Source organism: Mycobacterium sp. HM-7, assembly GCF_053852335.1.
This window is the reverse complement of sequence record NZ_CM132657.1, coordinates 3,540,136-3,552,751: the sequence shown is the minus strand read 5'-3', so window position 1 is coordinate 3,552,751 and position 12,616 is coordinate 3,540,136. Positions and strand designations below refer to the sequence as shown.

General features: G+C 68.7%; 11 protein-coding genes. 6 read left to right on the top strand and 5 right to left on the bottom strand.

Translation table 11 applies throughout. The features are described 5' to 3' along the window. Positions 1 to 45 precede the first annotated feature (45 nt). From ACWW1C_RS17100 to ACWW1C_RS17090, 3 genes are all read left to right on the top strand, one after another. The gene (locus ACWW1C_RS17100; RefSeq protein ID WP_455979485.1) at positions 46 to 1,080 is read left to right on the top strand and encodes a class I SAM-dependent methyltransferase; all 1,035 of its coding nucleotides are present in this window, start codon (positions 46 to 48) and stop codon (positions 1,078 to 1,080) included. A 19-nt stretch (positions 1,081 to 1,099) separates the two neighbouring features. After that, a complete protein-coding gene (locus ACWW1C_RS17095) occupies positions 1,100 to 2,305 on the top strand; it encodes a THUMP-like domain-containing protein (RefSeq protein WP_455979484.1) in 1,206 nt (401 codons plus the stop codon). A gap of 102 nt (positions 2,306 to 2,407) precedes the next feature. Beyond that, positions 2,408 to 3,103: an esterase gene (locus ACWW1C_RS17090; RefSeq protein WP_455979483.1), complete on the top strand. Its 696-nt coding sequence runs from the start codon at positions 2,408 to 2,410 to the stop codon at positions 3,101 to 3,103. Here the strand turns inward: ACWW1C_RS17090 and ACWW1C_RS17085 are convergent, their stop codons facing one another. Further along, positions 3,104 to 4,411 (bottom strand): outer membrane protein assembly factor BamB family protein, encoded by a 1,308-nt coding sequence (locus ACWW1C_RS17085; RefSeq protein WP_455979482.1) that lies wholly within the window; start codon positions 4,409 to 4,411, stop codon positions 3,104 to 3,106. A 64-nt stretch (positions 4,412 to 4,475) separates the two neighbouring features. Between ACWW1C_RS17085 and ACWW1C_RS17080 the strand changes: the two genes are divergently transcribed. Then, a complete protein-coding gene (locus ACWW1C_RS17080; RefSeq protein WP_455979481.1) occupies positions 4,476 to 5,213 on the top strand; it encodes an acyltransferase in 738 nt (245 codons plus the stop codon). 18 nt (positions 5,214 to 5,231) lie between these two features. Here the strand turns inward: ACWW1C_RS17080 and ACWW1C_RS17075 are convergent, their stop codons facing one another. The 4 genes from ACWW1C_RS17075 to ACWW1C_RS17060 form a co-directional block, all read right to left on the bottom strand. Continuing rightward, positions 5,232 to 6,737 (bottom strand): multicopper oxidase family protein, encoded by a 1,506-nt coding sequence (locus tag ACWW1C_RS17075; RefSeq protein ID WP_455979480.1) that lies wholly within the window; start codon positions 6,735 to 6,737, stop codon positions 5,232 to 5,234. A 69-nt stretch (positions 6,738 to 6,806) separates the two neighbouring features. Continuing rightward, positions 6,807 to 8,036 carry a glycosyltransferase family 4 protein gene (locus tag ACWW1C_RS17070; RefSeq protein ID WP_455979479.1) on the bottom strand — a complete coding sequence of 410 codons (1,230 nt, stop codon included), beginning with the start codon at positions 8,034 to 8,036 and terminating at the stop codon, positions 6,807 to 6,809. Between the two features lie 92 nt (positions 8,037 to 8,128). Next, the gene (locus ACWW1C_RS17065; protein WP_455984328.1) at positions 8,129 to 9,661 is read right to left on the bottom strand and encodes a 1,4-alpha-glucan branching protein domain-containing protein; all 1,533 of its coding nucleotides are present in this window, start codon (positions 9,659 to 9,661) and stop codon (positions 8,129 to 8,131) included. Positions 9,662 to 9,687: 26 nt separating this feature from the next. Then, the gene (locus tag ACWW1C_RS17060) at positions 9,688 to 10,428 is read right to left on the bottom strand and encodes a class I SAM-dependent methyltransferase (RefSeq protein WP_455984327.1); all 741 of its coding nucleotides are present in this window, start codon (positions 10,426 to 10,428) and stop codon (positions 9,688 to 9,690) included. Positions 10,429 to 10,760: 332 nt separating this feature from the next. Between ACWW1C_RS17060 and ACWW1C_RS17055 the strand changes: the two genes are divergently transcribed. Together ACWW1C_RS17055 and ACWW1C_RS17050 are read left to right on the top strand one after the other, a co-directional pair. Then, on the top strand, positions 10,761 to 11,561 hold the full coding sequence (locus ACWW1C_RS17055) for an electron transfer flavoprotein subunit beta/FixA family protein (RefSeq protein ID WP_455979478.1): 801 nt from the start codon (positions 10,761 to 10,763) through the stop codon (positions 11,559 to 11,561). Between the two features lie 47 nt (positions 11,562 to 11,608). Beyond that, entirely contained in the window at positions 11,609 to 12,565 is a 957-nt protein-coding gene (locus ACWW1C_RS17050) for an electron transfer flavoprotein subunit alpha/FixB family protein (RefSeq protein ID WP_455979477.1), read from the top strand. Positions 12,566 to 12,616 lie beyond the last annotated feature (51 nt).

The window sequence follows — 12,616 nt, the reverse complement described above, 5'->3', positions numbered from 1 at the left end:
CCGTGGATGTGAACTCCCGGTGACCGGGCAGTTAGGCTGACCTGCATGACGAGTACCGACCAGACGTCCGAGGTCGCCGCCGCTGACGCCACCCAGGCGTCCGACGTCGTTGACCAGGCTGTTGACCAGGCCCCCAACCCGCACGCGACTGCCGAACAGGTCGAGGCCGCCCGCCACGACACCAAGCTGGCGCAGATCCTGTATCACGACTGGGAAGCCGAGAGCTACGACGACAAGTGGTCGATCTCGTACGACCAGCGGTGCATCGACTACGCCCGCGGCCGCTTCGACGCCATCGTCCCCGACGAGGTCCAGCGTGAGCTGCCCTACGACCGGGCGCTCGAACTCGGCTGTGGCACCGGCTTCTTCCTGCTGAACCTGATCCAGGCCGGCGTCGCCCGCCGTGGCTCGGTCACCGACCTGTCCCCGGGCATGGTCAAGGTGGCGACCCGCAACGGCCAGGCGCTCGGTCTGGACATCGACGGCCGGGTCGCCGACGCCGAGGGAATCCCTTACGAGGACAACACCTTCGACCTGGTGGTCGGGCACGCGGTGCTGCACCACATCCCCGATGTGGAGCTGTCGCTGCGCGAGGTGGTCCGCGTGCTCAAGCCGGGTGGCCGGTTCATCTTCGCCGGCGAGCCCACCACCGTCGGTAACTTCTACGCCCGTCGCCTCGCCGACCTGACCTGGAAGACCACCGTCGCGGCCATGAAGCTGCCCGGCCTGGAGTCCTGGCGCCGGCCGCAGGAGGAGCTCGACGAGAACTCGCGTGCCGCGGCGCTGGAGTGGATCGTCGACCTGCACACCTTCGATCCCGCCGACCTGGAGCGCATGGCCACCAACGCCGGTGCCGTCGAAGTCGCCACCGCCAGTGAGGAATTCACCGCCGCCATGCTGGGCTGGCCGGTGCGGACCTTCGAGTCGACCGTGCCCCAGGGCAAGCTCGGCTTCAAGTGGGCCAAGTTCGCGTTCGGCGGCTGGACCACGCTGAGCTGGTTCGACGCCAACGTGTGGCGCCGTGTGGTGCCGAAGGGCTGGTTCTACAACGTGATGATCACCGGGGTCAAGCCGTCCTGACGGACCTGACGCTCCGCACGTGAGCGGTTATGCCTTCACACTCGATGATGTCGCCTACCTGACCGGAGCCGGTCAGGAGGCGCTCGCCGAGGTGGCCGCGCGGCCGTTGACCGATGCTCATCGGGTATCCGACATCGCCTGGGCGCGTTCGCGTTTCGGCGATCGCGCGGCGGTGCTGGTGGAGACCGTACTGCTGCGGCGCCGGGCCGTCGCCAAGCTCGCCGAGCTCGGCGACGTCACGGCCTGGCTGTTCACCGACGAGGCGCTGCAGCAGGCGACCGCAGGGGCCGTCGCGGTGCATCGCGCGCGGCGCCTGTCCGGCCGTGTCGTGCACGATGCGACGTGCTCGGTCGGGACCGAACTCGCCGCGCTGAGTGATTCGGGTGCTTCGGCGTCGCTGCTCATCGGCAGCGACCTCGACGCGGTCCGGCTGGCCATGGCGCACCACAACGTGGGCGACCGCGCGCAGCTGTGCCGCGCGGACGCGCTCCGCCCGGTCACTCGGGACGCCGTGGTGGTCGTGGACCCGGCCCGGCGCAGTTCGGGGCGCCGCAAGTTCGATCCCCGCGACTACGCGCCGCCACTGGACGAGCTGCTTGAGGTGTACCGGGACCGCGACCTGGTGGTGAAATGTGCGCCCGGCGTCGATTTCGGCCAGCTGGCCGAACTGGGATTCCGCGGCGAAGTGCAGATCACGTCGCTGGCCGGCAGCGTCCGGGAGGCCTGCCTGTGGTCGCCGGGGCTCGCCGCATCCCGCGTCACGCGCCGGGCCACCGTACTGGACAAGACCGGCCAGGTGGCCGAGGAATTCACCGATGCCGACCCCGACGACTGCCCCGCTGCGCCCGTGGGGCGGTGGATCGTCGACCCCGACGGTGCGGTGGTTCGGGCCGGCCTGGTACGCCACTATGCGGCGCGGCATGGCCTCTGGCAGCTGGACCCGGCGATCGCCTACCTGTCCGGCGACGAGCTGCCCAGCGGTACAAGGGGTTTCGAGGTCGTCGAGCAGATCGCCTACAACGAGAAGCGGCTCCGCCACGCGGTGTCTGCGCACGGGGCATCCGCCGTCGAGATCCTCGTTCGAGGCGTCGATGTCGACCCGGATGCGTTGCGGGCCAAGCTGAAGCTACAGCGTGCGGGTGTCCAGCTGTCGGTGGTGATCACGCGCATCGGCACCGGGGCCGCGGCCCGGCCGACGGCCTTCATCTGCCGCCCGTCGCGCTGAATCATCTGATCGCAGTTCCTGCCCGGTAGAGGTAGGGCTGACAGGTACGCTGGAACCGGCGGCGACGTGCCGCCATTCATTCATCCCCGGAGGATTCCCCAGATGCGCCTTCCCGCTCTCGCCGCAGTGATCGCTGCTTCAGGCGCGGTCGGTTGGCTCGGCGTGCCTCTTGCGGCCGCGACCCCGGCGAAGTGCTCGGACCTGGCCGGTGTCGTCGACGGCTCGCGGATGTGTCAGATCCGTGACACCTCACGCGGCTATTCGCTCAACATCAGCTACCCGATCGACTACCCGGACCAGCAAGCCGTCGTCGACTACATCACGCAGACGCGCGACGGCTACGTCAATGTGGCGAAGATGCCCGGGCCGCACGAGACGTCGTACGAGCTGGACACCGCCGCGACCCAGTACAGCGCGGCGATCCCGCCCCGTGGCACGCAGTCGGTGGTGTTCAAGACGTTCCAGGACGTCGGCGGCGCCCACCCGCAGACCTTCTACAAGTCCTTCAACTGGGACCAGGTGCAGCGCAAACCGCTCACCATCGAGAACCTGTTCGCCCCTGGCACACAACCGTTTCCGGTGATCCTGCCGATGGTTCAGGGCGAGCTTGTCAGGCAGTCCGCGCAGCCGCTGCTGCTGCCGCCGGCGGTCGGGCTGGACCCCGACACGTATCAGAACTTCGCGCTCACCAACGACTCGCTGATCTTCTTCTTCAGCCAGGGCCAGGTGTTGCCGGAATCCGCCGGTGCGGTGCAGGTGACGGTGCCGCGGGCGCCGATCGAGGCGATGCTGGCCTGATCAGGCCGGAGCGAACGCGTAGACCTGGCCGTCGCTGGTCGCCGTGATGACGCGCTTGTCGTGCCCGACGGACACGCCGACCGGCCATCCGGTGGCCCCCGGCAGCGGGTAGCTGTTGACGGTGTGGCCGTCGGCGGGGGAGAAGACCAGCAGCGACTGACCGTGATCACCGTCGCGCGCCACGACGTACCCGACGTCGCTGCCGGCGCGCGTAGACGTCGTCAGCGGCTCGACGTCGGTGCGCGTCCATGCGACCTCGCCCTTGTCGCCCTTGTCCTTGACCGCGGTGAGCTTGGTCTGTGGCCCGCCTCCGGCCACCACCAGGCCGTCCGGCGTCACAGACGGTGGCGTCTGCGGCTGGAAGCCGAGGCTGACCGACCACTTGGCCTTGCCGTCGGCGGAGTTCAGCGCCCACAGATGCTGGTCGCGCCCGTTGACGTAGACGGTCTTGCCGTCGGCGGACAGCACCGGGCTGGCAATCGGGCCGGCCCCGTGTTCACCGCCCACCGCGGTGCTACTCCATTCGCGGGTCAGCAGCGGCGTCTGGCCCTCGTGGTAGCGCAGCCCGACGAGGGCGGGCGCGTCGGCGCCCGGCTGCCACAGCCCCAGCACCACCATGTTGGTCTGCGGGGAGTACGCCGGGGCCGCGGAGATGGGGCAGCCGGCCTTGGCGGGTTGGCAATCGGCCAGGCCGCGCGCTGAATCGGCGGGGTCGACACCGCTGACCAGATCGAGCGGGGCGCCGACGGTCTGGCCACGGTGCGCGTCGAACACCAGTACCTGGCCCAGATGCGTCACCACGAGGAGCTGGCCGGGCGCCAGGATGCGCGGTGTCGTCGGCATGCCGATCACCGGCTGGCGCCAGCGGATCCACTGGGTGGGCGGGAACGACATGATCGCGCCGGGCTGGCCGACATACATGTTGTCGAAGCCGTCGAAAAGAGGACTGGCCATGCCGCCGCCCTGCCACAGCCGCGTGCACCAGCGCTGGCGGCCGTGCTCGTCGCTCTCCCACACCATCAGTGAGCAACCATTGGCCGACTGCGCGTTGATGGCGAGGTAGTTACCGGAGCCGAGGATCACCTGCGCGCCGAGATTGCCCTTGGCCGACCGGGCCCAGTCCTGCTTGAGGCTGCTCGCCCCGGCCAGCGCGGTGTAACTGCTGTTGGCGGCATCGCCGTACTGTGCCGGCCAGCCGTCCGAAGGATGCGCCTTGACCCAGGAGTCGGTGTTGCCGCACCCGGCGACGGTCAGGGTGACCACGGCGACAGCAATGACGGCGAGGCGGCGGATTCGGTGTGCAGGCATCGAGTCCCGAGACTAGCCCGAGACCGGCGAATGTCCGATTTCGCCTCGCGTAGGCTGTGCGGCCATGACGACGATGTGGGGCGCACCGATTCACAAACGATGGCGGGGTTCGCGATTGCGCGATCCGCGGCAGGCGCGCTTCATCACCCGCGAGTCGCTGAAGTGGGTGCTCGACAACAAGGCGTACACCCCTTGGTACCTGGTGCGGTATTTCCGGCTGCTCAAGTTCAAGCTGGCCAACCCGCACATCATCACGCGCGGCATGGTGTTCCTCGGCAAGGGCGTGGAGATTCAGTGCACACCTGAGTTGGCGCAGATGGAGATCGGCCGCTGGGTCCACATCGGCGACAAGAACACCATTCGCTGCCACGAGGGCTCGCTGCGCTTCGGCGACAAGGTGGTGCTGGGCCGTGACAACGTCATCAACACCTACCTGGACATCGAGATCGGTGAGTCGGCGCTGATGGCGGACTGGTGCTACGTCTGCGACTTCGACCACAAGATGGACAGCATGGAGCTGCCGATCAAGGACCAGGGCATCGTGAAGGGCCCGGTCCGGATCGGTCCGGACACCTGGGTCGCAGCGAAGGTGACCATCCTGCGCAACACGAGCATCGGCCGCGGCTGTGTGCTGGGTGCCCACGCGGTCGTCAAGGGCGAGATTCCGGACTTCTCCATCGCGGTCGGTGCCCCCGCCAAGGTGGTCAGGAACCGCAAGCTGGACTGGGAGACCTCGGCCGCCGAGCGCGAGGAACTCGCCCGGGCGCTGGCCGACATCGAGCGTAAGAAGAGCTCCCGGTAGTCCTTCTGCGAGTGCACCTCACTCGTAGGCGAGGGTCGTCATCATGCCCGCCTCCTGGTGATAGGCATTGTGGCAGTGCAGCATCCATTCGCCGGGGTTGTCGGCGACGAGCGCGACCCTGAGCTTCTGCTTGGGCAGCACGATGAGCGTGTCCTTGCGCGGGCCGCGCCGGACTTCACCGTCGCCGGACTGCAGTACCTGGAAGGTGTGCCCGTGCAGGTGCATGGGGTGCCACATCGTCGTCGAGTTGGTGAAGGTCATGGTGGCGCGCTGTCCCTGGCGGATGGTCAGGGCCTGACGGTCGTCGAAGCCCCGCCCGTTGATGCCCCAGTCGTACTTCATCATCGAGCCGGTGAGTTCGGCGGCCAGCGTGACGTCCGGCCTGATGGGGCCGAGGTCGACGGCCGAGGTGGCCGTGAAATCGGCGACCGTGCCGACCCGCCGGTTGAGCTCTGCCGGCCGGAACGCGGGGTCCGGCGCGCTGCCCGCGCCGGTGGACAGTAGGGCGCGCGCGGCGCCGTCCTTGCCCTCTGCCACCGCGACCAACGGGAAAACCCCGGAGCCCGCGGTGACGATGACGTCGTAGCGCTCGCCCATGCCCAGCAGCAGTGCGTCCACGTCCAGCGGTTCGACCGGGAAGCCGTCGGTGTGGGTGACGGTCATGCGGTGCCCGGCCAGTGCCACCCGGAAGGCCGTGTCGGCGCCGGCGTTGATGATGCGCAGCCGGATGCGCTGACCCGGCTTGGCGTTGAAAACGGTTGGTGCGGCAGGAATCCGGCCGCCCGCGAGGAAGTAGGGGTACTTGACGTCGCCGGCGTCACCGCCGAGCAGTGTGCTCGTCGCCATGGGCATGTCGCCCATGCCGCTCATGTCGTGCCCGCCCATGCCGGCCATCGCGCGCAGGCCGTCGTAGATCTGCGGTGGCGACTTTCCCGCGCCCGATGTCCAATCATCAAGGACCACAATCCATTCCGCGTCGTAACGGCCGCTTTCGGCTGGGTCGTCGATGATCACCGGTAGGTACAGCCCATAGTCCGCGTCGAGGCCCGTGTGTGGATGCGCCCAGTAGGTACCGGCGTGCGGGACTGAGAAGCTGTAGGTGAAGTCGTTGCCTGGCTTGATGTTCGGTGTCGCGGGCGCCGCGCCGTCCATGTCGTTGCGCAGCGCGATGCCGTGCCAGTGCACCGACGTGTCATGGTCGAGTCCGTTGGACACGCGGACCGACAGCTCGTCGCCCACCGATGCGCGGATCAGCGGGCCCGGCACCTGGTCGCCGTATGCGAGCGTCTGCACGGCGACACCGCCGAGGTCCACGGTGGCCGGCTGCGGGCGCAGCGCCACCGAGACGGTGCGTCCGGTGTGCGGGCGGGCGGCCTCGGCGGCGGCGATCGCCTTCTGGATGGCCTTCTGATCGATGCCGCCGGCCGCGACGGGGGCCGGCGCCTTGCCGCAGGCGGCGACGCCGGCCAGCGCGGACGCGCCCGTGACGGCAGAGGCGATCAGGAAACTACGGCGAGTGAACACCCTGCCGTTTGTACCCCCGGGGGGTATATCCGTCAAGCGGTGGCACTCGCGCAAGCGCGCGCGGGAAACTCAGCCGCGGTCGGGCAGCGGCCGTTCGACGATGGGACGACGCGCATGCGGCAGGCGCTCGCCCCGCTTGGCGGCCAGGTAGACGTCCGCTGTCTCGGCGGCGACGGTCTGCCAGGAGAAGTCGTGGTTCAACCGGTCCCGGGCGGCCAGGGCGCGCTGCTGCGCGGCCGGCGCGTCGTCGAGCACCTTGCGGACCGCGGACGCCAGTGCGCCGACGTTGCGCGGCGGACAGGAGACGCCCGTCTTTCCGTTGATCACCGCTTCGCCGAGCCCGCCGACGTTCGACGTCACCAGCGGTGTGCCGGCCGCGGCGGCTTCCAGCGCGACGATGCCGAACGGCTCGTAGTGGCTCGGCAGCACCGCGGCATCGACCCGGTGCAGCAGTTCCAGTAGCCCTGAATGGTCAACGCGGCCAACGAAATTCGTCACCTTGGTGACCTTGTGCTTGCGGGCTTCCTCGACCAGCCAGTCGTACTGGGTGCCGTCGCCGGCGATGGTCAGTGTCGTGCCGGGATGGGTCCGCCGGATGCGGGGCAGCGCGGCGATGACGTCGTGCACGCCCTTCTCGTACTCGAGCCGGCCGACGAACAGCAGCTCGGCCGGGCCGTCGTGCTTGCGGCGCATCGCAAACGGCCAGCCGGCGGTGTCGATGCCGTTGCAGATCACACTCACGTCGGGCAGCTCAGGCCCGAACAGCTCGGTGATCTCCTCGCCCATGGACACCGAGCAGGTGATGAGCGAGTCGGACTCGTGCACGAGCCACGACTCCAGCGAGTGCACCTGCCGGCTCACCGGGCCCGACAGCCAGCCGGAATGCCGGCCGGCCTCGGTGGCGTGGATGGTGGAGACCAGCGGCACGTCGAAGAACTCGGCCAGGGTCACCGCGGGGTGCGCGACCAGCCAGTCGTGGGCGTGCACGACATCGGGGGTCCAGTCGCGCAGACTCAGCCCGGCGCGAATCATGGCGTGGCCCATGGCCAGCGTCCACGCCATCATGTCGGTGCCGAATTTGAACTCGTTCGGGTCGAGAGCCGCGGAGATCACCCACACGCCCTCGTGCACCTCGTTGGTCGTGGGATGCGTGCTGGGGTCGGTGTCCGCGGGACGGCGGCACAGCACCACGACCTCGTGGCCGAGAACGGCGAGCTCGACGGCCAGATGGTGGACGTGGCGTCCGAGGCCACCGATCACCACGGGTGGGTACTCCCACGAGACCATGAGGATTTTCATCGTTGCCTTCTGCTCTTCGCGCAAGCGCTCATCGGTGCACTCTGCTCTTCGCGCAAGCGCTCATCGGTGCCTTCTGCTCTTCGCGCAAGCGCTCATCGCGGCAACCTCCGCGCGTCCAGGGCGCCGAACAGTCCGTCGGCGCGGTTCCAACCCTCCGCGAGGTTCTGGGCCTGATCGCGTCGTCCAGACGCGAGGGCACCGGCGATCTCCCGGGTGGCGTGCGCGTGTAGGTGCGCGCGATAGCGAGCATATTCCGCCGCGGTGTCTTTGCTGACCATGAAGGGCCAGTCGCTCGAGACGGTCAGCAGGGCTTCCCGCAGGATCTGGTCGGCGACGCGGTCTCGCGCCGGGTAGGCCGAATCCTGGGCCAGGGCCTTGTCCACCGTGGTCAGCGCGGTATCCACGACCTCGGCGTTGAGCGTCACGAAGTCGGCCACCTGCTCACCGGACCAGACCTGCCAGTCCTTGCCCGAGCCCCACGAGCTGGGCGGCAGTTCGACGGGGGAGCCGACAAAGCCCTTGCTGATCGCGTCCGACAGAGTGCCGACCTGGACACCGGCGGCCGGCAGCGCGCGCAATACGCGCCCGAGCCACTCCGGTCCCTCGTGCCACCAGTGCCCGAACAGTTCGGTGTCGAACGCGGCGACGACGTGGGCCGGGCGACCGGTGCGCTCCGACTCCGAGATGAGCCGTCGCCGGACGGTGTTCACGAAATCCGCGACGTGCGCGTCGATCGCGGCGCCGGCCCGATCGGGCTCGTAGGGGGCCTTCGACTCCGACGGGATGGTGCGGCCCGTGACGCGGGCCGGCTTGAGGCCCGTGAGGTGGTCGTAGGTGTGGAAGTCGCGGTAGGCCGGGTGCCCCGGGTAGCCCGACTTGGGGGACCACACGCGGTAGCTGACCTGCAGGTCCCGTCCGAAGGCGACGACGTCCGACTCGCCGACCGGGCGGCCGAGCGCGGTGTCACCGTGCAGCGACGGGCCGTCGACCATGAAGTGGGTGACGCCGGCGGCGGCGTAGCCGGTCTCCATGCCGGGGGCGTAGGCGCACTCGGGTGCCCAGATGCCGCCGGGGGTGTGCGCGAACCGGGCGCCGGCATCGGCCAGGCCCTCGCGCAGCGCGAACTCCCGTAGTCGGGGGTTGAGCAGCGGCTGGAACGGATGCGACAGCGGACCGCCGAGCAATTCGATGGTGCCCGCGCCGATCAGCTGACGCAGCACCGGGCTGCCGCCGTGCTGCCAGTGGTCGGCGAATTCGGCGAGTGCCGCGCCGGCCTGCTGGTGTTCGTGAATGCCGAAGGCGCGCAATGCTTCCGGTGAATTGAAGGTCTCGGGCGCGCCGCCACCGTCGCGGACGGTGGTCGCTTCGAGGGCGCGCAGCTGCCAGTTGGACAGCCACTGCTGCATGCCGGCCAGGCAGTACGGGTCGTCGAGCTGAGCGGTGACGACGGGCGTCATCCCCAGGGTCAGCAGGTGGCTGCGACCCTCATCGGCAAGCGTGCGCAGCACGCGCGTCAGGGGCAGGTAGGCCGTCGCCCACGACTGGTACAGCCACTCCTCGCCGACCGGCCAGCGGCCGTGGTGCGCCAGCCACGGCAGGTGGGTGTGCAGTACCAGGGTGAACATCCCCGGTACTGACGTGGACGAATCACTCACGGCCGCACCGCGATTGCTACCAGGTCGAGGCTGTCGTCAATCTCGGCGTCATTGGCGTCCAGTAGATCGAAGTCGTCGATCGTCACCGCGGCCACATCGGCCAGCAGGTCCGCCGGCCAGGGCGCATCGGCGACAGCGCGGTCGATCTGGGCCTGGATGATGGAGCCCCCGTGGCGTGCGTCGAGCTCGCGCAGCCCGGCGCCGTGATAGACCCCGAGCATGGCCTCCATGACGAAGCCCTGCTCGGTCAGCAGTTCGGTCATCTCGGCGGCGTTGAGTTCCCGGGTGTGGAACGGGTTCAGCGGGGTGTCGCTGCCCGGGGTGAAGGTGATCCGGTTGGGCGTCGACATCAGCAGCACGCCACCCGGGCGCAGCACCCGAAGACATTCGGCGACGAATTGGCCTTGGTCCCAAAGGTGTTCGATGACCTGGAAGTTGACCACCACGTCCACGGCGGCGTCGGGGAGCGGCAGGGCGGCCAGGTTGCCGTGCAGCATCTCGACCCTGGGGTAGCGGGCGCGGATGTGCGCCACGGCGGACTCGTCGTAGTCCAGCCCGATGACCCGGCGCGCGACGTCGGCGATGAGGTTGGCGCCGTAGCCCTCGCCGGCACCGGCCTCCAGCACATCGCGGCCGCGGCAGCGCTCGACCAGGCGCCGGTACACCACCTCGTGGCGACGGAACCAGTAGTTCTCCTCGGCCAGATCCGGGACGGTGCGCTCACCGGTCAGTGGCATGACTGGCAAGAGCGTCTCAGCCGGGGCCTCGGTCGTCGCCGGCTGGGTTTCGGGAAAAGTGCTCATTAGATAGGCAGGCTAGCCCAGAGTGGTACCGCATGATCCCATGCCTGATCGGTTGGGCCGTCCCACCTGCTGGTTCTGCCATGTTGCCGAACCGCCTCAAGTGTGGTCAAGAAAACAAAAAGGCGGCATCCTCGGGCCGCGTTCGACCAGCTATGGTGTTCCTGCGCCATGCCACATAAGTTACCGAGTAGTAACATGTTGGTCGTTGCGTTAATCGTGAATGCCAGGCCGACCGCCGGCCTCATCGAGGAGGACGAACCACACCCATGACGAACATCGTGGTCCTGATCAAACAGGTCCCTGACTATGAGTCGGAGCGCAAGCTCAACGACGGCGACTTCACCCTCGACCGCGAGTCCGCGGACGCGGTGCTCGACGAGATCAACGAGCGCGCCGTCGAGGCCGCGCTGCAGATCAAGGAGAAGGAAGAGGCCGCCGGCGGCGCCGGCACCGTCACCGTGCTGACCGTCGGACCGGAGCGGGCCACCGAGGCCATCCGCAAGGCTCTGTCGATGGGCGCCGACAACGCGGTGCACGTGAAGGACGACCAGCTGAAGGGTTCGGACATCGTCCAGACCGGTTGGACCCTGGCCCGCGCGCTGGGCACCATCGAGGGCGCCGAGCTGGTCATCGGCGGCAACGAGTCCACCGATGGCGTGGGTGGCGCGGTTCCGGCCGTCATCGCCGAGCTGCTGGGCCTGCCGCAGCTGACCTCGCTGCGCAGCATCTCCGTCGAGGGTGGCAAGGTCACCGGTGAGCGTGAGACCGACGAGGGCGTCTTCGGCCTGGAGGCCGCACTGCCGGCCGTCGTGAGCGTCAACGAGCGCATCGGCGAAGCTCGTTTCCCGTCGTTCAAGGGCATCATGGCCGCCAAGAAGAAGCCGGTCACCGTGCTGACCCTGGCCGAGATCGGTGTCGAGGCCGACGAGGTCGGTGTCGCCAACGCCAGCAGCAAGGTGCTGTCGTCGACGCCGAAGCCGGCCAAGGCCGCGGGCGAGAAGATCACCGACGAGGGCGAGGGCGGCAACAAGATCGCCGAGTACCTCGTTGCCCAGAAGCTGATCTAGCCCCCACCCCACCGAAACTTCCACGAAAGACACAGAGGCAAATACGCATGGCTGAAGTACTTGTGCTCGTCGAGCACGCCGATGGTGCCCTCAAGAAGGTGAGCACCGAACTGATCACCGCCGCTCGTGTGCTCGGTGAGCCGGCCGCCGTGGTGGTGGGTGCCCCGGGCACCGCCGCCCCGCTGACCGACGCACTCAAGGCCGCCGGCGCGGCCAAGATCTACGTCGCCGAGTCGGCTGACGCGGCCAACTTCCTGGTCACCCCGACCGTCGACGTGCTGGAGGCGCTCGTCGAGTCCGCCGGCCCGGCCGCGGTCCTGACCGTCGCCAGCACCGAGGGCAAAGAGGTCGCCGGTCGGCTGGCCGCCCGTCTGGGTGCCGGCCTGCTGGTCGACGTCATCGACGTCAAGGCCGGTGGCATCGGCGTGCACAGCATCTTCGGTGGCGCTTACACCGTCGAGGCGCAGGCCAACGACGTGCTCCCCGTCATCGCCGTCCGTCCGGGTGCCATTGAAGCTGAAGCGGCTGCTGCCGCCGGCGAGGTCGTCAACGTCGAGGTTCCGGCCCAGGCCGAGAACGCCACCAAGATCACCTCGCGCGAGCCGGCTGTCGCCGGTGACCGTCCGGAGCTCACCGAGGCCAGCGTCGTGGTCGCCGGTGGCCGTGGTGTCGGCAGCGCCGACAACTTCTCGGTCGTCGAGGCCCTGGCCGACTCGCTCGGCGGTGCCGTCGGTGCGTCGCGTGCCGCGGTCGACTCGGGCTACTACGGCGGTCAGTTCCAGGTCGGCCAGACCGGTAAGACCGTTGCCCCGCAGCTGTACATCGCCCTGGGTATCTCGGGCGCCATCCAGCACCGTGCCGGCATGCAGACGTCCAAGACCATCATCGCGGTGAACAAGGACGAAGAGGCGCCGATCTTCGAGATCGCCGACCTCGGCATCGTGGGTGATCTGTTCAACGTCAGCCCGCAGCTGACGGACGCGATCAAGGCTCGCAAGGGCTAGTTTCCGTTTGGCAGGAGCGCCCCGGAACTTCGGTTCCGGGGCACTTTTGTG

Excerpts from the sequence above, each read along its gene's own strand:
- ACWW1C_RS17055 (WP_455979478.1), top strand. The coding sequence starts at position 10,761 with ATGACGAACATCGTGGTCCTGATCAAACAGGTCCCTGACTATGAGTCG.
- ACWW1C_RS17080 (WP_455979481.1), top strand. The coding sequence starts at position 4,476 with ATGACGACGATGTGGGGCGCACCGATTCACAAACGATGGCGGGGTTCG.
- ACWW1C_RS17050 (WP_455979477.1), top strand. The coding sequence starts at position 11,609 with ATGGCTGAAGTACTTGTGCTCGTCGAGCACGCCGATGGTGCCCTCAAG.
- ACWW1C_RS17065 (WP_455984328.1), bottom strand. The coding sequence starts at position 9,661 with ATGTTCACCCTGGTACTGCACACCCACCTGCCGTGGCTGGCGCACCAC.
- ACWW1C_RS17070 (WP_455979479.1), bottom strand. The coding sequence starts at position 8,036 with ATGAAAATCCTCATGGTCTCGTGGGAGTACCCACCCGTGGTGATCGGT.
- ACWW1C_RS17060 (WP_455984327.1), bottom strand. The coding sequence starts at position 10,428 with ATGCCACTGACCGGTGAGCGCACCGTCCCGGATCTGGCCGAGGAGAAC.
- ACWW1C_RS17100 (WP_455979485.1), top strand. The coding sequence starts at position 46 with ATGACGAGTACCGACCAGACGTCCGAGGTCGCCGCCGCTGACGCCACC.
- ACWW1C_RS17090 (WP_455979483.1), top strand. The coding sequence starts at position 2,408 with ATGCGCCTTCCCGCTCTCGCCGCAGTGATCGCTGCTTCAGGCGCGGTC.
- ACWW1C_RS17085 (WP_455979482.1), bottom strand. The coding sequence starts at position 4,411 with ATGCCTGCACACCGAATCCGCCGCCTCGCCGTCATTGCTGTCGCCGTG.